Source organism: Streptosporangium sp. NBC_01469, assembly GCF_036227305.1.
In the GTDB taxonomy this organism is placed as follows: Bacteria; Actinomycetota; Actinomycetes; order Streptosporangiales; family Streptosporangiaceae; genus Streptosporangium.
In genome coordinates this window covers 5,522,200-5,544,173 of record NZ_CP109465.1, presented here as the reverse complement: position 1 = coordinate 5,544,173, position 21,974 = coordinate 5,522,200, and the positions used below count along the sequence as shown (strand labels likewise).

15 protein-coding genes and 1 pseudogene are annotated in these 21,974 nt (G+C 71.7%); 11 read left to right on the top strand and 5 right to left on the bottom strand.

The window, feature by feature from the left end:
• The first annotated feature begins 29 nt into the window (after positions 1–29).
• Both OG587_RS24290 and OG587_RS24285 read left to right on the top strand, forming a co-directional pair.
• Positions 30–1,034, top strand: coding sequence for a COX15/CtaA family protein (locus OG587_RS24290; protein WP_329079078.1), 1,005 nt, complete (start codon positions 30–32; stop codon positions 1,032–1,034).
• Positions 1,035–1,170: 136 nt separating this feature from the next.
• Positions 1,171–1,851 carry a SanA/YdcF family protein gene (locus tag OG587_RS24285; protein ID WP_329079076.1) on the top strand — a complete coding sequence of 227 codons (681 nt, stop codon included), beginning with the start codon at positions 1,171–1,173 and terminating at the stop codon, positions 1,849–1,851.
• 31 nt (positions 1,852–1,882) lie between these two features.
• Here OG587_RS24285 and OG587_RS24280 read toward each other — a convergent pair whose 3' ends face one another.
• Positions 1,883–3,151, bottom strand: a complete 1,269-nt coding sequence (locus OG587_RS24280) for a PrsW family intramembrane metalloprotease (protein WP_329079074.1) — start codon at positions 3,149–3,151, stop codon at positions 1,883–1,885.
• Between the two features lie 378 nt (positions 3,152–3,529).
• A complete protein-coding gene (locus OG587_RS24275) occupies positions 3,530–4,483 on the bottom strand; it encodes a heme o synthase (protein ID WP_329079072.1) in 954 nt (317 codons plus the stop codon).
• Between the two features lie 318 nt (positions 4,484–4,801).
• Between OG587_RS24275 and tkt the strand changes: the two genes are divergently transcribed.
• Genes tkt through pgl form a run of 6 tightly spaced genes read left to right on the top strand, consistent with a single transcriptional unit; the run spans position 4,802 to position 13,093 of the window.
• Positions 4,802–6,898 carry a transketolase gene (gene tkt, locus OG587_RS24270; RefSeq protein WP_329079070.1) on the top strand — a complete coding sequence of 699 codons (2,097 nt, stop codon included), beginning with the start codon at positions 4,802–4,804 and terminating at the stop codon, positions 6,896–6,898.
• 2 nt (positions 6,899–6,900) lie between these two features.
• A complete protein-coding gene (tal, locus tag OG587_RS24265) occupies positions 6,901–8,004 on the top strand; it encodes a transaldolase (RefSeq protein WP_329079068.1) in 1,104 nt (367 codons plus the stop codon).
• 7 nt (positions 8,005–8,011) lie between these two features.
• Entirely contained in the window at positions 8,012–9,640 is a 1,629-nt protein-coding gene (locus tag OG587_RS24260; RefSeq protein WP_329079066.1) for a glucose-6-phosphate isomerase, read from the top strand.
• Positions 9,641–9,659: 19 nt separating this feature from the next.
• Positions 9,660–11,351: a glucose-6-phosphate dehydrogenase gene (gene zwf / locus OG587_RS24255; protein WP_329079064.1), complete on the top strand. Its 1,692-nt coding sequence runs from the start codon at positions 9,660–9,662 to the stop codon at positions 11,349–11,351.
• Positions 11,352–12,263, top strand: coding sequence for a glucose-6-phosphate dehydrogenase assembly protein OpcA (locus OG587_RS24250; protein ID WP_329079063.1), 912 nt, complete (start codon positions 11,352–11,354; stop codon positions 12,261–12,263).
• Positions 12,264–12,319: 56 nt separating this feature from the next.
• Positions 12,320–13,093: a 6-phosphogluconolactonase gene (pgl, locus tag OG587_RS24245; protein WP_329079062.1), complete on the top strand. Its 774-nt coding sequence runs from the start codon at positions 12,320–12,322 to the stop codon at positions 13,091–13,093.
• Positions 13,094–13,279: 186 nt separating this feature from the next.
• Here the strand turns inward: pgl and OG587_RS24240 are convergent, their stop codons facing one another.
• Positions 13,280–14,068 (bottom strand): DUF2306 domain-containing protein, encoded by a 789-nt coding sequence (locus tag OG587_RS24240; RefSeq protein WP_329093995.1) that lies wholly within the window; start codon positions 14,066–14,068, stop codon positions 13,280–13,282.
• A gap of 153 nt (positions 14,069–14,221) precedes the next feature.
• Between OG587_RS24240 and OG587_RS24235 the strand changes: the two genes are divergently transcribed.
• A complete protein-coding gene (locus tag OG587_RS24235) occupies positions 14,222–16,951 on the top strand; it encodes an AAA family ATPase (protein ID WP_329079059.1) in 2,730 nt (909 codons plus the stop codon).
• Positions 16,952–17,130: 179 nt separating this feature from the next.
• Here OG587_RS24235 and add read toward each other — a convergent pair whose 3' ends face one another.
• Positions 17,131–18,165 carry an adenosine deaminase gene (add, locus tag OG587_RS24230; RefSeq protein WP_329079058.1) on the bottom strand — a complete coding sequence of 345 codons (1,035 nt, stop codon included), beginning with the start codon at positions 18,163–18,165 and terminating at the stop codon, positions 17,131–17,133.
• 200 nt (positions 18,166–18,365) lie between these two features.
• Here add and OG587_RS24225 point away from each other — a divergent pair.
• Positions 18,366–18,791 (top strand): annotated as a pseudogene (locus OG587_RS24225) (Clp protease N-terminal domain-containing protein); the annotation flags it as partial.
• A 416-nt stretch (positions 18,792–19,207) separates the two neighbouring features.
• Here the strand turns inward: OG587_RS24225 and OG587_RS24220 are convergent.
• Positions 19,208–20,239 (bottom strand): GNAT family N-acetyltransferase, encoded by a 1,032-nt coding sequence (locus tag OG587_RS24220; protein ID WP_329079057.1) that lies wholly within the window; start codon positions 20,237–20,239, stop codon positions 19,208–19,210.
• Between the two features lie 178 nt (positions 20,240–20,417).
• Here OG587_RS24220 and OG587_RS24215 point away from each other — a divergent pair, with 178 nt between their 5' ends.
• Complete coding sequence (locus OG587_RS24215) at positions 20,418–21,818, top strand: NAD(P)/FAD-dependent oxidoreductase (RefSeq protein ID WP_329079055.1); 1,401 nt, start codon at positions 20,418–20,420, stop codon at positions 21,816–21,818.
• Positions 21,819–21,974: the final 156 nt, after the last annotated feature.

Here is a 21,974-nt window from a genome sequence, read left to right as displayed (position 1 = left end):
CGCGCACCTCGCCGCCTAGCATGTGAGCCGTGAACCACCTCCTTGACAAGGCCCGTCGGCATGCCGTGGGGTCGGCGCGGATCGTGGGGCCGCCGACCCTCCTCACCCTGCGCCGCTGGGCGCTGGCGGCGGTCGTCGTCAACGTCGGGATCACGGTGACGGGCGCCGCGGTGCGGGTCAGCGGGTCGGGCCTCGGCTGCCCCACCTGGCCCCGGTGCACGCCGGAGAGCTTCACCCCGGTGGCCCACGCCGATATCTCACCGCTGAACATGGCGATCGAGTTCGGCAACCGGATGCTGACCTTCCTGGTGCTGGCCGTCGGCGTGGCCTGCCTGGTCGCCGCCCTGCGACTGCCTGCCCGCCGCCCCGACCTGGTCAGGCTGGCCTGGCTGCAGCCGATCGGCGTCGCCTTCCAGGGGCTCTGGGGCGGCCTGGTCGTGCGCAGCGCGCTCAACCCGGTCACCGTGAGCGTGCACTTCCTGGTCTCCATCGGCATGATCGCCGCGGCGTACGCGCTCTACGCCCGCGCAGCCGGGGAGGGGAGCGGGGGCTGGAACGAGGTCTCGCGGCAGCGGGTCCACCGCCACGTCCGCACGCTCGTCCTCGCGCTCGTCGCCGCCGTGTTCGTCCTGCTCGTCGTGGGCGTGGTGGTGACCGGCACCGGGCCGCACTCCGGGGACGAGATGGCCTCCCGGTTCGGCTTCGACATCGAGACCGTGGCGAGGATCCACGCCGACGTCGCCTACGTGGTGGTCGGCCTCACCTTCGCGCTGGCGTTCGCGCTGCACATCACCGACGCGCCCGGCCCCGCCCGGCGGGCCGCCTGGACGCTGCTGGGCGTGGAGGCGGCGCAGGGGGTCATCGGATACGTCCAGTACTTCCTCGGCGTGCCCGCGGCCCTGGTCAACCTCCACGTGCTCGGCGCGACCCTGGTCTGGGTCTGCGCGCTGCGGGTGGTCTTCGCGACCGGCCCGCGCGGGCCGGGGGACGCCTCGGAGGCGGTCACCGGCGAGCTCGACACCGTCCGCGTCTGAACCGCCCGTACGCCCCCACGCCGTCCGCATTCGGACACCGGCGCACCGCCCCTCGCCGTCCGCGTCCGAGCCACCCGTACGCCACCACGCGGCGTCCGCACTCGACGCGGTCCCGGTACGGCTGGACAATGATCGGATGTCGTTGTCACGCACGACCATACGGCGCTGCTACCAGGGCACCGTGCTGCTGAGCGTCCTGGCCATCGCCCCGATCACCTGGACCTGGCTGACCAGCTCCGGGCACCGGGCGGTCGCCGACTCCTCCCCCGGCTGGGTGGCCGGGGTTCCCGAGGCCCCGGTGGCGCTGGTGCTGGGGGCGGGCGTCGTCGGAGGCGCCCCCAGCCCCATGCTGGCCAGGCGGCTGGACATCTCCGCGCAGCTCTACCGGGCGGGCAAGGTCAAGGCGATCCTGCTCTCCGGCGACAACAGCCGCGAGGAGTACGACGAGCCGACCGTGATGCGCGACCACCTGCTGGCGAGCGGCGTACCGGCCGGGGCGCTGGTCCTGGACTACGCGGGCTTCGACACCTGGGACTCGTGCGTGCGGGCGCGCACCGTGTTCGGCGCCACCAAGGTCACCGTGGTCACCCAGGTGTTCCATCTGCCCAGGGCGGTCGCCCTGTGCCGCACGGCGGGCATCGACACCTTCGGCGTGGGCGACGACTCGTCCAAGCGGTGGGTGTCCACCTACGGTCTCGCCGCCCGCGAGTTCCTCGCCTCGGCGAAGGGGCTCGTCGACTCCGTGCTCCTCGACTCGCGGCCCGTCTTCCCCGGCCCACGCGAGACCACCCTGGAGACCGCGCTCCGGCGGGGGTGAACCCCGTCCCCGGCACCCGGCCGGGGCCGCCCTACGGGTGGAACGACCCGCCCTGCGGCGGATGGCCGGGACCACCCCACGGGGGACCGGCGGAGCCTCCCTGCGGATGGGGCGGACCGCCCGGTGCGCGGCCGGGACCGCCGGAGGCCTGGCCCGCCGGAGCGTTCCCGGCCGCGGGCGACGCGGGGAACTGGGCACGGGCGCCGGCCATGCACTCCAGCAGTGCCCGCTGCTCCTCGTTGAACGTGCGCTCGTCGATCACGTGGCCCCTGGCCCGCTCGTGGAGCAGGCCGAGCTCGGTCGCCGCGAGCTGGTAGTCGCTCATCGCCCGCAGTGCCTTCCTGCCCCCGTGCTTTCTGGCCCACTGCCGGGCCTGGCGGCGGCTGGGCAGGGACGAGAGCATCGCGACGTCGCCCGAGGACACCAGCCCCGTCGCCCAGTAGGCGGGCAGGTAGGTCTGGATGAGCGCGATGATGCGCTTGCGGTCGCGGAAGATGATCCAGATCAGCACGAACAGCACGGTCATCAGCAGCAGGTAGGCGATGGCCAGGCCGCCGATGCCGACGTAGGAGGCGAAGCCGTTCCAGATGCCGTGCAGCAGCATCGCGCCGATCCATCCGGCGGCGATGACGAAGATCCGGCCAGGGCCCCGGCGCTGCGCCGCGTAGGCCACCGCGACACCGATCATGGAGGTGAACAGCGGGTGCGCGAACGGCGAGAGGATCCCCCGCAGCACCACGGTCACCGCCAGGCCCTGCGCGCCCAGCTCGTCGAGCGCGGCCACGTAGTAGCTGACGTTCTCGCTCATGGCGAAGCCGAGGCCGACCATGCTCGCGTAGATGATGCCGTCGGTGGGCCCGTCCAGCTCGGCGCGCTTGAACCTGAGCAGGCCCAGCAGGACCAGGCCCTTCATCGTCTCCTCGACCACCGGGGCGCCGAAGGTGGCGGTGATGTTGCGCGCGTAGTCGTAGCCCAGCTGGACGGTGTTCTCGATGTAGAGCAGGTTGAAGGAGTTGATCACCCCGGCGACCAGGACCGCCACGCCCGCGCCCCAGGCGAACGCGAAGAGCAGGTTGCCGCGCGGCTCGGGCTCGATGCGGTCGAGCGCGAGCACCGCGGCCAGCAGCACCGGGACGGGCGCCAGCGCGAGGCCCAGGGCGATGAAGAAGTAGACCGGGTCGCCGTTCAGCACGTCGAAGGAGAACGACACCAGGGCGCACAGCCCCGCCAGGACGAGCCCGGCGATCAGCGCGACCGACGGGCGGTCCCTGAGCACCCAGCGGGGATCATGGCCGGCCATGTGGCCACCGTAACCGTTGGCGCCCATCCCACGGATCGAACCGGGAGATTACCACCCGAAGGTTGACGTACCTCAACCCGCCGCCGGACCCCGGCCACTCCCCGCCGAGAACCCGGTGAACCCGGCCGGCCACAGCGAATCCCGAAACCATACCGAGTGATGGGCCTCCCGCGCGGCCGGAGCCGGAATCCGGCTCCCGGGGTTTACCGAAGACCACGAACCACCCTCCCCACGGCCAGGCCCTCCCCGGGCCGGTCAAGAAAACATCTTCCCCCGGGAGACGTCTCCCCCGTGGCCGGGGCGCGGAAACGGGCGCACCGGAGGAGACCGTACGTGTGAGACGGCTCAGATGGGCATCAGACGAATATCAGGCGGACATCAGACGAACATCGAGTCGATGGCGACGGCCAGGAAGAGCAGCGCCAGATAGGCGTTGGACCAGTGGAAGAAGCGCATCGGGCGCAGGTCCACACCGGTCTTGCCCGCGTTGACCCGGCCGAGGAGGCGGTGGACCTCCCACAGGCAGGCGGCGCCGAGGACGGCGGCCACGACGGGATAGAGGAGGGTGGTCCCGGCCACCGGCCACAGCAGCAGCGAGCAGAGCACCGTGGCCCAGGTGTAGACGATGCTCTCCAGCACCACGCGGCGCTCGGTGGCGACCACCGGGAGCATCGGGACCTTCGCCGCCGCGTAGTCCTCCTTGTAGCGCATGGCGAGGGTCCAGGTGTGCGGCGGCGTCCAGAAGAACACCACGCCGAAGAGCACCACGGGGGCCCAGGCGAGGCTGCCGGTGACGCCCGCCCAGCCGATCAGCACCGGCATGCAGCCGGCGATGCCCCCCCACACCACGTTCTGCGAGGTCCGCCGCTTGAGGATCATCGAGTAGACGAGCACGTAGAACAGGTTCGCGGCCAGCGACAGGCCCGCGGCGAGCCAGTTCACCGTCAGACCGAGTCCAAGGGTGGACAGCACGCCGAGGATGATCCCGAAGATCAGCGCGTTCGTCGGCGGCACCAGGTCGCGGGCGAGCGGGCGGCGCCGGGTACGGCGCATGGCCGCGTCGATGTCACGGTCGATGTAGCAGTTCAGCGCGTTCGCGCTGCCGGCCGACAGGGTGCCGAACACCAGGGTGTTGACGGCGATCCACAGCGGCGGCAGGCCCTTGGCCGCCAGGAACATCACCGGTAGCGTCGTGATCAGCAGCAGCTCGATGATCCGCGGCTTCGTGAGGGCGACGTACGCCTTCACGACGTCGCCGAAGGAGCGCGGCGCGGCCTCGGGAGCCGTGCCCGCCTCGGGCGGGGCCGTCGATTGCTTGTCGGTGAGCACCATCTAAGGCGCTTCCAGCACGTGCGGGGTCAACGCGTAACCTCTGATTAGAGCGGATCCGTGAATGCGGGCACCAGCCAGCCTTGAGGACTCACTGTAGTTGCAGGGGGGGCCGGTCCCGGCACGGGGTGCGGAAGCGGCGCGAGGGGGCTCCCGCGAGGGAGGCACGCACCGCCTCGGATCCCGCGGACCCGCCCCGGGTGGACCTACGCCACGGTAGCGAGGTCGAAACCGTTAGGGTCCGGTGTGGGCGGGAAATACCAGACCGGCGCCACCATCACACGATTAGATCCGGAGATCGAGCACTTGAGCAGTGAACTCGTGCCAGCCCTCGAATGGAGCGACCTGGACCGCCGTGCGGTCGACGTCGTACGGGCCCTGGCCATGGACGCGGTAGAGAAGGCGGGATCGGGTCACCCCGGCACCGCGATGAGCCTGGCGCCGGCCGCCTACCTGCTGTTCCAGCGGGTGATGCGGCATGATCCGTCAGACCCCTCGTGGGCGGGTCGTGACCGGTTCGTCCTTTCGGCGGGTCACAGCAGCCTGACCCTCTACATCCAGCTCTTCCTGTCGGGCTACGGCCTCGGCCTGGACGACCTCAAGGGGCTCCGCCAGTGGGAGAGCCTGACCCCGGCCCACCCCGAGCACGGCCACACCGTCGGCGTCGAGACCACCACGGGCCCGCTCGGCCAGGGGATCGGCAACGCGGTCGGCATGGCGATGGCCGCCCGCCGCGAGCGCGGCCTGTTCGACCCGGACGCCGCTCCGGGCGCGAGCCCGTTCGACCACAACATCTGGTGCATCGCCTCCGAGGGTGACATCGAGGAGGGCATCAGCCACGAGGTGAGCGCCCTCGCGGCCCACCAGCGGCTGGGCAACCTGACCGTCGTCTTCGACAGCAACCACATCTCGATCGAGGACGACACCCAGATCGCGCTGAGCGAGGACGTCGTCGCGCGCTACGAGGCGTACGGCTGGCACACCCAGACCGTCGACTGGACTCAGACGGGCGACTACGTCGAGGACGTCGAGGCGCTGCACCAGGCCCTGGAGGCCGCCCGCGCCGAGACCGGCAGGCCGTCGTTCATCCGGCTGCGCACGATCATCGGCTGGCCCGCCCCCAACAAGAAGAACACCGGCAAGATCCACGGCTCGGCGCTGGGCGCCGCCGAGGTCGCCGCGACCAAGAAGGTCATGGGCTTCGACGTCGAGAAGAGCTTCGACGTCCCCGCCGAGGTCCTGGAGCACGCCCGCGAGGTCGTCGAGCGCGGCCGGTCGGTACGCGCCGAGTGGGACAAGCTCTACCAGAGCTGGCGCGAGGCCAACCCCGAGCGCGCCGCCGAGTTCGACCGCATCTCCGTGCGCAGGCTCCCCGCCGGCTGGGCCGAGGCGCTGCCGTCCTTCGAGGTCGGCTCCTCCGTCGCCACCCGCAAGGCCTCCGGCGAGGTGCTCAGCGCCCTCGCGCCGGTGCTGCCCGAGCTGTGGGGCGGCTCGGCCGACCTGGCCGAGTCCAACAACACCACGATGAAGGGCGAGCCGTCCTTCATCCCCGAGGAGTTCCAGACCAAGGAGTTCCCCGGCAACCCCTACGGCCGCACGCTGCACTTCGGCATCCGCGAGCACGGCATGGGGGCGATCCTCAACGGCATCGCGCTGCACAACGGCACCCGCCCCTACGGTGGCACGTTCCTGGTGTTCAGCGACTACATGCGCCCGGCCGTGCGGCTGGCGGCGCTGATGAGGCTGCCGGTCACCTACGTGTGGACGCACGACTCCATCGGTCTGGGCGAGGACGGCCCGACGCACCAGCCCGTCGAGCACCTGTGGGCGCTGCGCGCCATCCCCGGTCTCGACGTGGTGCGCCCGGCCGACGCCAACGAGACGGCCGCCGCCTGGCAGGTCGTGCTTGAGCACAACGACCGCCCGGCCGCGCTGGCGCTGACCCGCCAGAACCTGCCGGTCTTCGAGGGCACCGGCGACGCGGAGAAGGTCGCCCGCGGCGGTTACGTCCTGCGGGAGGCCTCCGACGGGCAGCCCTCGGTGGTCCTGATCGGCACCGGCTCCGAGGTCGAGATCGCCATCGGGGCCCGCGAGATCCTCGAGGCGGAGGGCATCGCCACCCGGGTCGTGTCGATGCCGTGCGTGGAGTGGTTCCAGGCCCAGGACGCGGCCTACCGGCAGACGGTCCTGCCCTCCTCGGTGCGCGCTCGCGTGGCGGTGGAGGCGGGAATCGCGCTGGGCTGGCGGGAGTTCGTGGGAGACGAGGGCGTGGTGGTAAGCCTGGAGCACTTCGGTGCCTCGGCCCCCTACAAGACCCTCTACGAGCAGTTCGGCCTGACCGCCGAGCGCGTGGCCGCCGCCGCCAAGGCGAGCCTCGCCAAGACCGGAGCCGACAAGGGCGAGACGACGGGAAACTGATCATGAGTGAGATCCTGAAGAAGCTCTCCGAGCAGGGCGTCTCCATCTGGCTGGACGACATCAGCCGTGAGCGCCTGCGTACGGGCAACCTGCAGTCCCTGATCGCCGACAAGCAGGTGGTCGGTGTCACCTCCAACCCGACGATCTTCGCGTCGGCGCTGAGCAAGGGCGACGCCTACGACGGCCAGCTGCACGACCTGAAGATCCGCGGCGTCGACGTCGAGGAGGCCGTGCGGGCCATCACCACGTACGACATCCGCTGGGCCGCCGACGTGCTGAGGCCGGTCTACGACGCCAGCGGGCAGGTGGACGGCCGGGTGTCGATCGAGGTCGACCCGCGCCTGTCCAGGGAGACCGACAAGACCGTCGCCGAGGCGCGCGCGCTGTGGTGGCTGGTCGACCGGCCCAACCTGTTCATCAAGATCCCCGCCACCGTCGAGGGCCTGCCCGCGATCACCCAGGCGATCTCCGAGGGCATCAGCGTCAACGTCACGCTGATCTTCTCCCTCGAGCGCTACCGCGCCGTGATGGACGCCTGGCTCACCGGCCTGGAGAAGGCGAAGGCCAACGGCCTGGACCTGTCGGCCATCGAGTCGGTGGCCTCGTTCTTCGTCAGCCGCGTGGACGGCGAGATCGACAAGCGCCTGGACAAGATCGGCACCCCCGAGGCCCTGGCGCTGAAGGGCAAGGCCGCGATCGCCAACGCCCGCCTGGCCTTCGCCGCCTTCGAGGAGGTCGTCGCGTCCCCGCGCTGGGAGGCGCTGGCCGCGGCCGGGGCCCGGCCGCAGCGCCCGCTGTGGGCCTCCACCGGGACCAAGAACCCCGACTACCCCGACACCCTCTACGTCGACGAGCTGGTCACCCCCGGCACGGTCAACACGATGCCGGAGAAGACCCTCGACGCGACGGCCGACCACGGCAACGTCACCGGCGACACGGTCCGCTCCTCCTACGAGGAGGCCTGGAACACCATGGCCGCCCTCAAGGAGGCCGGCATCGACTACGACGACGTCGTGAGGTTCCTCGAGGAGGACGGCCTGAGCAAGTTCGAGGTCTCCTGGACCGAGTTGCTGGAGACCGTCGCCTCCGAGCTGAAGAAGGCGTGAGGAACACATGTCAGTGTCCGTAACGTTCGGCGAGGACGACCTCACCGAGCAGGCCGCGGAGACCGCCGGGCAGCTCGCCTCCGAGGGGGTCCCCCAGGCTCTGGCCTCCGGTGACCCCACCCTGTGGGGCCCGGAGGCGGAGGCCGAGGCGGCCGTCCGCCTCGGCTGGCTCAACCTCCCGCTGACGAGCAGGCGACTGCTCCCCGAGATCGGCGCGCTGGTGGAGCGTGCCCGCGCCGAGGGCCTGGACCACGTGGTCCTGGCGGGCATGGGCGGCTCCTCCCTCGCCCCCGAGGTCATCACCGCCTCCGCCGACGTGCCCCTGACCGTGCTCGACACCACCGACCCCGGCCAGGTGCGCCGCGCGCTGGAGGACCGGCTGGAGAACACGATCCTGGTCGTCGCCAGCAAGAGCGGCGGCACGGTCGAGACCGACAGCCACCGGCGGATCTACGAGAAGGCCTTCCGTGACGCCGGGATCGACCCGGTCGGCAGGATCGTCGTCGTCACCGACCCCGGCTCTCCCCTGGAGGCGAGCGCCCGCGAGGCGGGTTACCAGGTGATCCTGGCCGACCCGAACGTGGGTGGCCGCTACAGCGCCCTGACGGCGTTCGGCCTGGTGCCCAGCGCGCTGGCGGGCGCCGACGTCGAGCGGCTGCTCGACGACGCGGCCGAGGTGCTGCCGCTGCTGTCGCGGACCGAGGGCAACCCCGGCCTCGACCTCGGTGCCGCCCTGGGCGCCGCCGCGACGGCCGGGCGCGACAAGCTCGTGATCGAGGACAGCCTGTCGGAGATCAACGGCCTGCCCGACTGGATCGAGCAGCTGGTCGCCGAGTCCACCGGCAAGTCCGGCAAGGGCATCCTTCCCGTCGTGGGCGCCGACCCCGGCGACGCCGACGACGAGCTGCTCGCCGGGATCGACACCGACGGCGCCGTGACCGTCATCGGCCCGCTGGGCGCGCAGTTCCTCGTCTGGGAGTACGCCACGGCCGTCGCCGGCCGCGTCCTCGGCATCGACCCGTTCAACCAGCCGAACGTGGCCGAGTCCAAGGAGAACACCGCCAAGCTGCTCGACCGGGCCGAGCTGCCGGTCGGCACGCCGATCCTGGTCGACGGCCCGGTGGAGGTGTACGGCGAGTTCCCCGGCTCCGAGGACGTCAAGGACCTGTCGGACGTGCTCACCCGGCTGCTGGAGGCGATCCCCGAGCACGGTTACCTCGCGGTGATGGCCTACCTCGACCGTGAGGCGGCCTTCGACGCCCCGTACGCCGAGGGCGCCTCGTTCGAGGAGATGACGGACGTGTGGAGCGGGGCCGACCCGGCCACGCTGCGCGGGATGCTCGCGATCCGCACCGAGCGCCCGGTCACCTTCGGCTGGGGCCCCCGCTTCCTGCACTCCACCGGCCAGTACCACAAGGGCGGCCCGCAGAACGGGGTGTTCCTGCAGATCACCGGGGCCGTCGCGGACGACGTCGAGGTCCCCGGCAAGCCCTACACCCTGGGCCGCCTCCAGCTCGCCCAGGCACTGGGCGACCTGGGCGCGCTGGCCAGCCGCGGGCGTCCCGCCGTGCGGCTGCACCTGACCGACCGCGCCGCCGGAGTCGCGCGTCTGCTCGCCGCCGCACGGGAGGTCTGATGGGCCGCTGGAGGTTCGCATGAGCAAGGAGAACTCCCGGGCGAGTGCCGGGGAGAGCGTCCAGGCGGACGCCGCCGCGGACACCACGACCACCTCGGCGACGAGCACGGGGACGGGCACGGGGGGGACGGTGACGCCCACGGTCACCACCGCCACCGCCGCGGCGACCACCGGCATCACCGAGGCCCTGATCGAGTCCAACCCGCTGCGCGACCCGCGCGACAAGCGCCTGCCGCGCGTGGCGGGGCCGTGCGTGCTGGTGCTGTTCGGCGTGACCGGCGACCTGGCCCGCAAGAAGCTGCTGCCGGCGATCTACGACCTGGCCAACCGCGGGCTGCTGCCCCCGGGCTTCTCCCTGGTCGGTTTCGCCCGCCGCGACTGGAAGGACCAGGACTTCGCGCAGCTGACCCACGACGCCGTCAAGGAGCACGCGCGGACGCCGTTCCGCGAGGAGGTCTGGAAGCAGCTGTCGGAGGGCATCTTCTTCTGCCGGGGCGAGTTCACCGACGACGGCGCGTTCGACACGCTGGCGATGATGCTCAAGGAGATCGACCAGACCCGGGGCACCGGCGGCAACTACGGCTTCTACCTGTCGGTGCCGCCGAAGTTCTTCCCGGTCGTGGTCCAGCAGCTGAAGCGGACCGACCTGGCCGACGCCCCTGCCGGGTCGTGGCGCCGGGTGGTGATCGAGAAGCCCTTCGGGCACGACCTGAAGAGCGCCCAGGAGCTCAACGCGATCACCAGCGCGGTCTTCCCGGAGAGCTCGGTGTTCCGCATCGACCACTACCTGGGCAAGGAGACCGTCCAGAACATCCTGGCGCTGCGGTTCGCCAACAACCTGTTCGAGCCGATCTGGAACCGGGGTTACGTCGACCACGTGCAGATCACGATGGCCGAGGACATCGGCATCGGCGGCCGGGCGGGTTACTACGACGGCATCGGCGCGGCCCGCGACGTGATCCAGAACCACCTGCTGCAGCTGCTGGCCCTGGTCGGCATGGAGGACCCGACGTCGTTCGGGGCCGACTCGCTGCGCAGGGAGAAGGAGAAGGTCCTCAAGGCGCTGCGGCTGCCGTCCGACCTGTCGCTGGCCACCGCGCGCGGCCGCTACGGGCCGGGCTGGCAGGGCGGCGAGCCGGTGATCGGCTACACGCAGGAGGAGGGCATCCCGCCCGACTCGATCACCGAGACCTACGCGGCGGTCAAGGTGGAGATCGCCAACCGGCGCTGGGCCGGGGTGCCGTTCTACCTGCGCACCGGCAAGCGGCTCGGCCGCCGGGTCACCGAGGTGGCCGTGGTGTTCCAGCGAGCGCCGCACCTGCCGTTCAGCAAGGACGACACCGAGATCCTGGGGCAGAACGCCCTGGTCATCCGGGTGCAGCCGGACGAGGGCATCACGGTGCGGTTCGGCTCCAAGGTGCCGGGCACCGCGATGGAGGTCAGGGACGTCTCGATGGACTTCGCCTACGGCGAGTCGTTCATGGAGTCCTCTCCCGAGGCCTACGAGCGGCTGCTGCTGGACGTGCTGATCGGCGACCCGCCGCTCTTCCCGCACCAGCGCGAGGTCGAGCTGTCATGGAAGATCCTCGACCCGATCGAGGATTTCTGGAGTTCCCAGGGCCCGCCGGAGGAGTATCCCGCGGGCACGTGGGGGCCGGCCTCGGCCGACGAGATGATGGCCCGCGACGGGCGTGTCTGGAGGCGGCTGTAGATGACCAGCTTCATGCTCAGCGGCACGACCGCCTCGAAGATCTCCTCCCAGCTCACCCACCTGCGCCACCAGATGGGCACTCCGGCGGTCGGCATGGTGCTGACCCTCGTGGTGGTCTGCGGTGAGAGCGACCAGTACGACGCGGTCCGGGCTGCGACCGAGGCGGCCAGGGAGCACCCCTCCCGGATCCTGGTCGTCATCCCCCGCGACGCGGAGGAGCCGAACCGGCTCGACGCCGAGATCCGGTTCGGCGAGTCGACCCCGGGCGAGGTGATCCTGCTCCGCCTGTACGGGGAGCTGACCAGGCACGCCGACTCGGTGGTCAGCCCGCTGCTGCTCACCGACACCCCGGTGGTGGCCTGGTGGCCCAGCGACTGTCCCGAGGTCCCGTCCAAGGATCCGATCGGCATGCTGGCCCAGCGCCGCATCATCGACGCGCGGTCGGCGGCCGACTCGGTCAAGGCGATCACCGGCCGGGCCCGCGGTTACGTGCCCGGCGACACCGACCTGGCCTGGACCCGGCTGACGACGTGGCGGAGCCTGCTGGCCGCCGCGTTCGACCAGCCGGTGAGCAAGGTCAAGCGAGGCACCGTGGAGGCCGTGCCCGGCCATGCCAGCGCCCTGCTGCTGGCGGCCTGGCTCGGCGAGCGCCTCGGCGCGTCCGTGAAGGTCGCCGACTCCCCCGGGCCCGGCCTGACCGCCGTCAAGCTGGTCTCGGCCGACGGCGACATCACCATCACCCGGGGTGACGGCCGCATGGCCATGCTGTCGCGCCCCGGCCAGCCGGACCGCAGGGTCGCCCTGACCCGGCGTCCGACGTCGGAGCTCCTCGCCGAGGAGCTGCGGCGGCTGGACCCCGACGAGATCTACGCGTCCGCGATCCAGCGACTCGCCCGGACCCACAAGTCCTGAGCCGTGGGTGCCCCGCGGCCACGGCCGCGGGGCACTCCTTTCGAAAGAGAAATCCCGTGAGCGTTCCCACTGTGATCACCCACCGCGACGCCGACGTGCTCGCCAAGGCCGTCGCCGCCCGGGTGATCGTCCGAGCCGTCGACGCCCAGTCCGCCAAGGGCTCGGCCCACCTGGTCCTGACCGGCGGCACCCTGGGCATCACCACCCTCGCCGAGATCGCCGCCTCTCCCGCCAGGGACGCCGTCGACTGGCGCAAGGTGGACATCTGGTGGGGCGACGAGCGGTTCCTGCCGGACGGCGACGCCGAGCGCAACGAGACCGGCGCCCGCAAGGCCCTGCTCGACCACCTCGACCTCGACCCCGAGCGGGTCCACGTGATGCGCGGCCCCGACTCGGGCATGACCGCCGAGGAGTCGGCCGAGGCGTACGCCGAGGAGCTGCGCCGCGCCGCGCGCCCCGAGGACCACGGCCCGGCCCCGTCGTTCGACCTCATGATGCTGGGCATGGGCCCTGACGGCCACATCGCCTCGCTGTTCCCCGGCATGCCCGCCCTGTACGACACCCGCCCGGTGGTGGCGGTGCACGGCTCGCCCAAGCCTCCGCCCACCCGTATCTCGCTGACGCTGCCGGTCATCCAGGGCTCCCGCGAGGTGTGGGTGATCGCCGCGGGCGAGGAGAAGGCGGGAGTTGTGCGGCTGGCGCTGTCGGACTCGGGAACGATGCAGGTCCCGGCCGCCGGGGCCCGTGGCAGCCGGCGCACCCTCTTCCTTTTGGACAGGGCCGCCGCCTCCAAGATCCCCTCCTCCCTGAGCCGGATCTCCTCTCCCTGAACTCTCCCTGGCTCGGAGCATCGAGAATCCTCGCAAATGAGAAATCATTTGCGAGGATTTTTCATATCAACGACCGTCTTACGATTGCGACCACGGCGGCACTGCCGCTCGCACGGTGCGAGAGTGCCGAAGACGACGGTGACCTCCACGCCCGGCCGCAGGCGTCTTCGGACGCGGCCACCCGGCTCAGCCCGTGGAACGTCCTCTCCCTGACGCGGACGCGACGCCTCCCCGCGGGCGCCTGCGGGACTTCGGCCTGCCGGCGTGGTCCGTGTACTCCAGCCACCATTCCGCGACCACCAGGTTGACGACCCAGCTGAGCCAGACACCGGCGGCTCCGATCGCCATGATCATCGCCTGCTCGTCGCCGCCGTAGGTGGTGTCGAGCCGCGGAAGCTGGACGAGGAGCAACACCCCGGCCCACAGCCGGCTCACGACGATGGACGTGGTCAGCGCGAAGCTGCGGATCATCCACCTGCGGTGCTCGGGGAACCGCCGCTGCCGTGCCATCCGCCATCCGACGATGCTGGTGACCAGCCACACCACCCCCAGCATGGTGTTCCCGACGTTCCCCCCGAGCCCCGTGTGGCCGAACGGAGCGACCCCGAGCACGGTGACGCCGGCAGGGAAGACCCCGAGGAAGAAGTACGCTCGCCCCATCCAGCGGTGCACCCGGGGAAACGAGCGACGGAACCACGGCCACACCTGGAAGCACCCCGTCAGCAGGGCCACCGTGCCGAACATGATGTGCGCCACGAGCAGGGGATAGAAGAATGACGGAGCATCGGACACCTCGACCCGCGATTGCGCCGGATCGAAGGTGAGGTACGGCGGCACGGAATACACCACGAAAGCGAGCATCACGATGAACAGCGGAATGATCCAGCGAAGCTGGCGCCGTCGCTGTGGTCGCGCCGCCGGCCGTGGAGGCGACGCCCCATCCTCGTCCGGCACCGAGCCCGCTCCTCCCAGCATCGTGGCCACAGAAGGTCTCCTCATCGTCGTCGGGGCCGGCAGGTGTTACCCGCCCATCGGCGCCAGCCTCGCGGGGACGCGGGTCCGGGGCCAGAGTCGATCCGACTGCAGTCACCCGGAAGCCCCTCGGCGGAGACCCGGGACCCACAGGTGATGCACGGCCGGCACGGGGAGCGAGAAGCCGTCGCCCGGCTGCTCACCGACGCGCGGAGCGGACGCGGCGGGGTGCTGGTCCTGCGCGGCGAGGCGGGGATAGGCAAGAGTTCGCTGCTACGCCATGCCGCGGAGACCGCGACCGCCCCCGAGCCCATGCGGGTGCTCACGTGCGCCGGGGTGGAGTCCGAGGTCGAGCACGCCTTCAGCGGGCTACTCGGGCTGCTGCGGCCGGTGCTCGATCACCTGGACGCGCTGCCCGGCGTCCAGGCCGAGGCGCTGCGCGGCGCGCTCGGCCTGACCGACTCCCCCGCCTCGGACTTCCTGGTCTCGGCGGCGGTGCTCACCCTGCTCGCGGCGGTGGCGGCGGACCGCCCGCTGCTGGTCACGGTCGACGACCTGCAGTGGCTGGACCGTGCCTCCGCCGCCGCCCTGCTGTTCGCCGCCCGACGGCTGGCCGGCGAGCCCGTCGCGATGCTGCTCGCTGTGCGCGAACCCGAATCGTCGCAGGTCAATACGGCAGGGCTGACCGAGCTGGTGCTGCACGGGCTGCCCCCCGAGGACGCCGCGCGACTGCTCGACGCGTACGGCTGGACGCTGCCCGCCCGTCAGCGGGACGCCCTCGTCGCGGCGACCGGCGGCAACCCGCTGGCGCTGATCGAGTTGGCCCGGCTCGACGGGCCCGAACGTGCCCTGCCCGACCTCGCGATGACCGGAACCCTGCCCGTGAGCGCCCGCGTCCGCGCGGCGTTCCTGCGCCAGGTCGAAGCCCTGTCCGCGGACGGCCGCGCGGCGCTGCTGGTGGCGGCCGCGGAGGAGAGCGGGAACGCCGGCACCGTCCTCGGAGCCGCCGCCCGGCTGGGCCTGCCGGCCGACGCCCTGGACCCGGCCGAGCGGTCGGGGCTGGTGCGGCTCACCGGGGTCGAGATCCGCTTCCGGCATCCGCTGATCCGCTCCGCCGTCTACGCCGACGCCTCTTTCGACCGCCGCCGCGCCACGCACCTGGCCATCGCCGCGTACCTGGGCGCCGCCGGAGAGGAGGACCAGGCGACCTGGCATCTCGCCGTGGCCACGACCGTGCCGGATGAGAAGATCGCCGCCGCGCTGGAGCGAGGTGCCGACGCCGCCCGGCGGCGCGGTGGCGCGGCCGCGGCGATCTCCGTCCTGCGGCAGGCCGCGCGGCTCAGCGAGTCGCCCGCCGACCGCTGCCGCAGGACGGTGACCGCCGCTTTCGTGGCGCTGGACGCGGGCCGGCCCGGCCTGGCACGGACGCTCGCCGACCAGGTCATGGCCGAGCCCGTGCCCCCCGCCGTACTGGCCCGGCTCAACGGGACCATCGAGTTGTACAGCGGGGACCCCGCGATCGCCTACTCACACCTGATGCGGTGCGCCGAGCTCACGGCCTCCGCCGAGCCCGAGGAGGCGGCCTGGATCCTCACGCTCGCGGCGGGATCGGCGTTGCACGCCGGAGACATGGAGGCGACGGTGCTGGCCACCAGGCGCATCACCGGCCTGGACTGCTCCCCGGCGACACTTCGCGCCGCCGAAGGCCTCCTCGAGGGCGACGAGGGTGTCATCACCGGGGCCGAGCTGTGGGAACTGCCGGGCGCCATGGCCCAGGCCGGGGCCGGGGGCGGCGAGCGGGAGTGGATGTGGGCGACCGTGATCGGCTGGATGGGGCCCGACGACCACCAGGCACTCCGGCTCGCCGAAGCCACCGGCCGCCGGGTCCGCGCCGCGGGCTCTCCCGCGCTCCTGACCGAGGTGCTGTTCTACCACGTCGACATCGAGTTCCGGCTCGGGCGCTGGACCGAGGGGGCCGCGCGTGCCGAGGAGGGCCTGCGGCTGAGCTACGAGACCGGCCAGCGGGGATGGACGGCCAACTTCCTCGCCCAGTCGGCCCGGTTCGCCGCCGTGCGCGGCGAGGCCGCGGAATGCCGCACGCTCGCCCGGCGGGCACTGGAGATCGCGCTCCCGCTGCGGGAGCGGGTCGCCGCGGCGACCGCGACCGGCGCCCTGGGGCTGCTGGCGCTGGGTGAGGACGCGTCGGAGGAGGCGTTCACGGAGTTGATGCGCCTGGTCGACCGGGGTTCACCTCGGTCCAATGACTTCGTCGCCTTCGCGATGCTCCCGGACCTCGTCGAGGCCGCCGTGCGCGCCGGACATCCGGAACCGGCCCGGCGGGTCGTCGCGGCCGTGGAACCCCGGACCGGCGGCATCCGCGGGCCCGCCGCCCTGGCCCGAAGGCACCGCTACCGCGCGATCCTGGCAGACGACGCGCACGCCGAGTCGCACTACCGGAGCGCGCTCGCGGGCGGCGGGCTCGACCGGCGCCCCTTCGACCGGGCGCGGACCGAACTTCTCTACGGGGAATGGCTGCGCCACAACCGTCACAGGACCGAGGCCCAGCCGATCCTGAGGTCCGCGGGCGAGACGTTCGAGGCGTTGGGGGCGGCACCGTGGGCACGGCGCGCGGCCGCCCAGTTCCGCGCGGCCGGCGGCACCGTACCGCACCGGAGCCGGGCGGTCGCCGTTCTGCTCAGCCCGCAGGAGCTGGAGGTGTCCAGGCTCGCGTCCAAGGGGCTGAGCAACCGCGAGATCGGCGACCGGTTGCACCTCAGCCCGCGGACGGTGGGCTCGCATCTGTACCGGGCGTTCCCCAAACTCGGGATCTCCGCACGCGCCGAACTCCGCGGCCTCGACTTCGGACTCGAACTCGACCTCGACTGACGAGAGCGCGACCGGCGCCATGGCTGAGATATCCGCGACAAGGGGGGCCGTAGCGTGTGTGCGACAGGGCCACCGGCCCGCTCGGGCCTGCCCTCCCCGGACGATCGTCGGCGCGGGTGGCGCTCGCCGTTCCCCGACCTTCGGCGACGCGTGCGGCCGGGGTGGCCGCCTCGGGCGGGTCAGAGCGTCGTCCCGGAGGGCTGGGCGGTGAGGTCGTCGATCTCGTCGAGAATCTCCCTCTTGCCCGCCGGGTCCATGGACGAGGCCTCGACGGCGTTGCGGGCCAGGGTGGTGAGGGTCGCGCGGTCCAGGCCCAGGTGGTCGGCGGCGACGCGGTACTCGTGGCTCAGGGTGGTGGCGAACATGGGCGGGTCGTCGCTGTTGAGGGTGACGAACAGGCCCGCCTCGATCATGCGGGGCAGCGGGTGCTCCGCGACGCGGGCGACCTGGCCGGTGCAGACGTTGGAGGTGGGGCAGACCTCCAGCGGGATCTGGGTCTCGCGCAGGTGGGCGACCAGACGGGGGTCGTCCATGCAGGAGGTGCCGTGGCCGATCCGCTCGGCGCCCAGGAGGTCGAGGGCCTCCCAGATGGTCTCGGGGCCGGTCATCTCCCCCGCGTGCGGCAGGCTGCGCAGCCCGGCGGCGGTGGCGGCGCGGAAGGCGTCCGCGAAGATGTCACGATACTTCGGGCGTTCCTGCTCGATACCGGCCAACCCGAAACCTACCAGCGCCTGGGGAGGTTCCTGCAGCGCGTGGTCCAGGGTGACCCGGGCCGCCTCGGCGCCGTACTCGCCGGGGATGTCGAACACGTACGCCATCCGCACACCGTGCTCCTCCCGGGAGCGCCGGGCGGCCAGGTCGAGCGCCTCGGTGACCTCCCGCATCGGCATGCCCACGACGTGGTGGGCGTACGGCGTGACGGTCAGCTCGACGTACCGGCCGTTCTGCCGGGCGAGGTCGGCGGCGAGGCCGAGCACCAGGGTCGCCACGTCCTCCGGCTCGCGGACCAGGGCGTTGACCGCCTGGTAGATCCGGGCGAAGTGCGGGAAGTCGGTGAACCTGTAGAAGGCGCGCAGCTCCTCCTCGTCCGTGGGGACGCCGCCGTCGGGGTGGCGGCGGGCGAGCTCCAGCACGGTGGGGACCGAGGCGGAGCCGATCAGGTGGACGTGGAGCTCGACCTTGGGGAGGGCGTCGATGAAGGCGTCGATCGTCATGCGGGGACCCTACGCACGCCACCCCCGGACACGGAAGACATTTGCGATGAAGCTAACAATAAAATGTGAGCTTTCATCGATCAAGGGAGATCGGCCACGATGAACGGATCGGGAATTGCCCGGGAAGATGTCCTCCCGCTCACCGGCCGTCTGACGCATAGTGGGGGCAAGCACCTCGACACCCTTCACGGAGGCTTCCCGTGTTCGAGCGCTTCACCGACCGTGCCCGCCGCGTCGTGGTCCTGGCCCAGGAGGAGGCTCGCAGACTCAGTCACAACCACATCGGCACCGAGCACATCCTGCTCGGCCTGGTCCTTGAGGGGGACGGCGTCGCCAACCGCACCCTGCGGGCCCTCGGCATCGACGGCGAGCGTGTCAGGAACGACGTGGAGGAGATCATCGGCACGGGCGACGAGGTCCCCGGCAGCCACATCCCGTTCACCCCGCGCGCCAAGAAGGTGCTTGAAATGTCCCTGCGCGAGGCGCTCGGCCTGCACCACACCTACATCGGCACCGAGCACATCCTGCTCGGCCTGATCCGCGAGAGCGAGGGTGTGGCGGGCCAGGTGCTGATCGGGCAGGGAGCGCGTCTGGAGGTCGTACGCGCCCAGGTGACCGCACTGCTCGGGCGGCGCGTCCCAGAGCGCGCGGTGGCGGCCGAGGAGGGCCTCCACGTCATGGGAACGACGCTCTCGGCCAGGCTGGATCGCGTCCAGGAGAGCCTGGACCGGATCGAGCGCAGACTGGACGCCCTCGACACCTCCAGCGACGCCCCCGCCGCCGGAGACGCCGACACCGCCTGAGCGCCCCGCGCCCCGCAGTCCCCGTCCCAGGAGGGGCGGGCCTCCTGAAGCGCGCCGGAGCCGCCGAACCTACCTCGCAGCGGCGTGTTCAGCGCGTCCCACTCCCTCCCGGGAAGAACGACCCGCCGAGGCCGACGGTTCGCCCCACGGGAAGGGAACGCGCGGGAACGGGGAAGAGTGCGACCTCCCCGTTTCGGGATCCCTGAGCGATCTCGAAACGGGAAGGCCACGTGATGGGGTCAGCTCGGGGACACCGTCGCCATCACGCCCACGGCCAGCCTGGCCTCCACCACGCCGGGGTCCTCGGTGTAGTTCAGGGTCGCGCCGAGCGAGACCAGGAGCCTGCGCATGCGGACGTTGTCGGACAGCAGGGTCGCCCTGACCTCGGCGAAGCCCAGGTCGCGGGCCTGGCGGACGAGCATCCCGGCCAGGGCCGTCCCCAGCCCCCTGCCCTGCCAGCGGTCCTCGATGAGGAACGCCATCTCGGCGATGCCGGGATCGGCGGTGAACATCAGGTTGGCGATGCCGACGACCTGGCCGTCGTACCCGGCGACGATCGACTGACCCCGGGTGCGGTCGCAGAGCCGGTCGAAGACCTTCGGCGGCAGCACCGGCATCGAGGTGAAGTAGCGGAACCTGCGGGCCTCGGGCGAGCAGCGGTCGTGCAGGTCGCGTACGGCCTCGCGGTAGAGGCGGGTGAGCGGGCGGATCTCGACCTCGACGCCGTCGGAGAGCGTGATCTCGCGGTCGACCCCTGCCTGCTCGACGGGGGGCTGCGCCAGGCGTACGAAGGAGGCCGCGCGGGCGGCCTCGGTCAGGGTGAACGGCAGCTCGGCCCGGCGGACCCTGATCGCGCGGCGCGGGGCCACGGGCACGGTCAGCAGGGTCGGGTCCGGAAGATCGCTCATCTCCGAACCGTAGACCCAGCGGGAGTCGTCGGCGCGCAGCAGCTCTCCCAGCAGCTCCGGCAGGCGCCAGGGCGTCATGCGCAGCCGGGAGGCGAGCAGGAGGATGCGGGTGGGCTCGTCGGTCAGCTCGTGGGCGGTGGCGGTGACGACCTGGACCCGGCGTCCCCCGGCGGCCTCCAGCGCCTCGCGCACCGCCTCGGCTCCGGCGGGGATGTCCGTGACGAACTCGTCGACCGTGCCGTCCACGTCGGTCTGCACGCTCAGGCCCAGGATGTTGCCGCCCTTGGCGGCGAGCGCGGCGGCCAGCGAGGCGAGCCGTCCCGGCCTCTCGTCAACGGTCGTACGAATCCTCAGAAACCCCATCAGAATGCTCCCTCTGTTGGGGGATAGCCTTGCCTGACACTGTTACGGGACTGCTACACATGAGTGAGCCCATCGTTACGTCTGGGAAGATCACTCATTACGCGGCAGTACGGCGTTTCTACAACGATTTCCGTTGACAGCTACGCCCCTATAGACGGATATAGCAGGATATGAGGCCATGAGCACGCGCGTTCCCCTGGCTGGGGACTTCGTCAACGGAGACGTCTCCTTCTGGTACCGCTCCCTCGGCATCCCCGCGCCCGGCGCCCCACTCGGAGGCGACCTCGACGCCGACGTGGCCATCGTCGGCGCCGGATACACGGGCCTGTGGACCGCCTACTACCTGAAGAAGGCGAGCCCCGGCCTGCGGGTCGTCGTACTGGAGAAGGAGTTCGCCGGGTACGGCGCCTCCGGACGCAACGGCGGCTGGCTGGTCGGCGAGCTGGCGGGCACCCCCGAGCGCTACGCCAGGACGCACGGGGCGGACGCGGCCAGGCGGCTGCAGCGGGTGATGTTCGAGACGATCGACGAGGTCGTCGCCGTCGCCAAGGACGAGAAGATCGACGCCGACATCGTCAAGGGCGGCGTCACCACGGTCGCCACCAACACCGCCCAGGACCGGCGGCTGCACCGGCTGCTCGCCCACGAGCGCCACTGGGGCTGGACCGAGGAGGACTTGCGGCTGCTCGACCCCGCCGAGCGCGAGGAGCGCCTGCGGGTGGACGGCGCGGTCAGCGCGATCTGGAGCCCGCACTGCGCCAGGATCCAGCCCGCCAAGCTGGCCCGGGGCCTGGCCGAGACCGTGCGGAACCTCGGGGTGGAGATCTTCGAGCGCACCCCGGTCACCGAGATCGCCCCGCGCGAGGCCCGCACGCCGTACGGGACGGTCCGCGCCGAGTACGTCATCCGCGCCACCGAGGGCTTCACCGCCGAGCTGAAGCAGTACCACCGCGCCTGGCTGCCGATGAACAGCTCCATGATCGTAACCGAGCCGCTGGGCGGGCTGTGGGACGAGATCGGCTGGGAGGGCCACGAGCTGCTCGGCGACATGGCGCACTACTACATGTACGCCCAGCGCACCGCCGACGGCCGGATCGCGTTCGGCGGGCGCGGCAAGCCCTACCTGTACGGATCCCGCGTGGACGACCGGGGCCACACCCACGAGTGGACGATCGAGGCGCTCTGGGAGCTGCTGACCGGGATGTTCCCCGCGATCAGGGCCTCTCGCGTGGCGCACGCCTGGTCCGGGGTGCTCGGCGTGCCCCGCGACTGGTGCGCCACCGTGCACGTCGACCACACCACCGGCATCGGCTGGGCGGGCGGCTACACCGGCCACGGGGTGACCACGACCAACCTCGCCGGCCGTACCCTGCGCGACCTGATCCTGCGCGAGGACACCGAGCTGACGTCCCTCCCCTGGGTGGACCGCAAGGTGCGAGGCTGGGAGGTGGAACCGCTGCGGTGGATCGGCGTGCACACCATGTACGACCTCTACCGCCGGGCCGACGCCAGGGAGAAGGCCGGGCTCGGCCGCACCTCGGTGCTGGCCCGCGTCGCCGACTCCATCACCGGACGCTGAGACCGTCGCCGTACCCCGGGAACGCCGAAAGCGCCGGGAACGCAGAGAATGCCGGGAACACCGGGAATGCCGAGGACACCGGCAACGCCGGTAACGCCGAGAACACGGATGCCGAGGAGAGCCATGACCTGCCCGCCCGCCCCCCGAGTGGGAAAC

Coding starts and splice junctions, on each gene's coding strand:
- OG587_RS24285 (WP_329079076.1), top strand. CDS start 1,171: ATGTCGTTGTCACGCACGACCATACGGCGCTGCTACCAGGGCACCGTG.
- OG587_RS24280 (WP_329079074.1), bottom strand. CDS start 3,151: ATGGCCGGCCATGATCCCCGCTGGGTGCTCAGGGACCGCCCGTCGGTC.
- OG587_RS24275 (WP_329079072.1), bottom strand. CDS start 4,483: ATGGTGCTCACCGACAAGCAATCGACGGCCCCGCCCGAGGCGGGCACG.
- tal (WP_329079068.1), top strand. CDS start 6,901: ATGAGTGAGATCCTGAAGAAGCTCTCCGAGCAGGGCGTCTCCATCTGG.
- OG587_RS24260 (WP_329079066.1), top strand. CDS start 8,012: ATGTCAGTGTCCGTAACGTTCGGCGAGGACGACCTCACCGAGCAGGCC.
- zwf (WP_329079064.1), top strand. CDS start 9,660: ATGAGCAAGGAGAACTCCCGGGCGAGTGCCGGGGAGAGCGTCCAGGCG.
- OG587_RS24250 (WP_329079063.1), top strand. CDS start 11,352: ATGACCAGCTTCATGCTCAGCGGCACGACCGCCTCGAAGATCTCCTCC.
- OG587_RS24240 (WP_329093995.1), bottom strand. CDS start 14,068: ATGCTGGGAGGAGCGGGCTCGGTGCCGGACGAGGATGGGGCGTCGCCT.
- OG587_RS24235 (WP_329079059.1), top strand. CDS start 14,222: ATGCACGGCCGGCACGGGGAGCGAGAAGCCGTCGCCCGGCTGCTCACC.
- add (WP_329079058.1), bottom strand. CDS start 18,165: ATGACGATCGACGCCTTCATCGACGCCCTCCCCAAGGTCGAGCTCCAC.
- OG587_RS24220 (WP_329079057.1), bottom strand. CDS start 20,239: ATGGGGTTTCTGAGGATTCGTACGACCGTTGACGAGAGGCCGGGACGG.
- OG587_RS24215 (WP_329079055.1), top strand. CDS start 20,418: ATGAGCACGCGCGTTCCCCTGGCTGGGGACTTCGTCAACGGAGACGTC.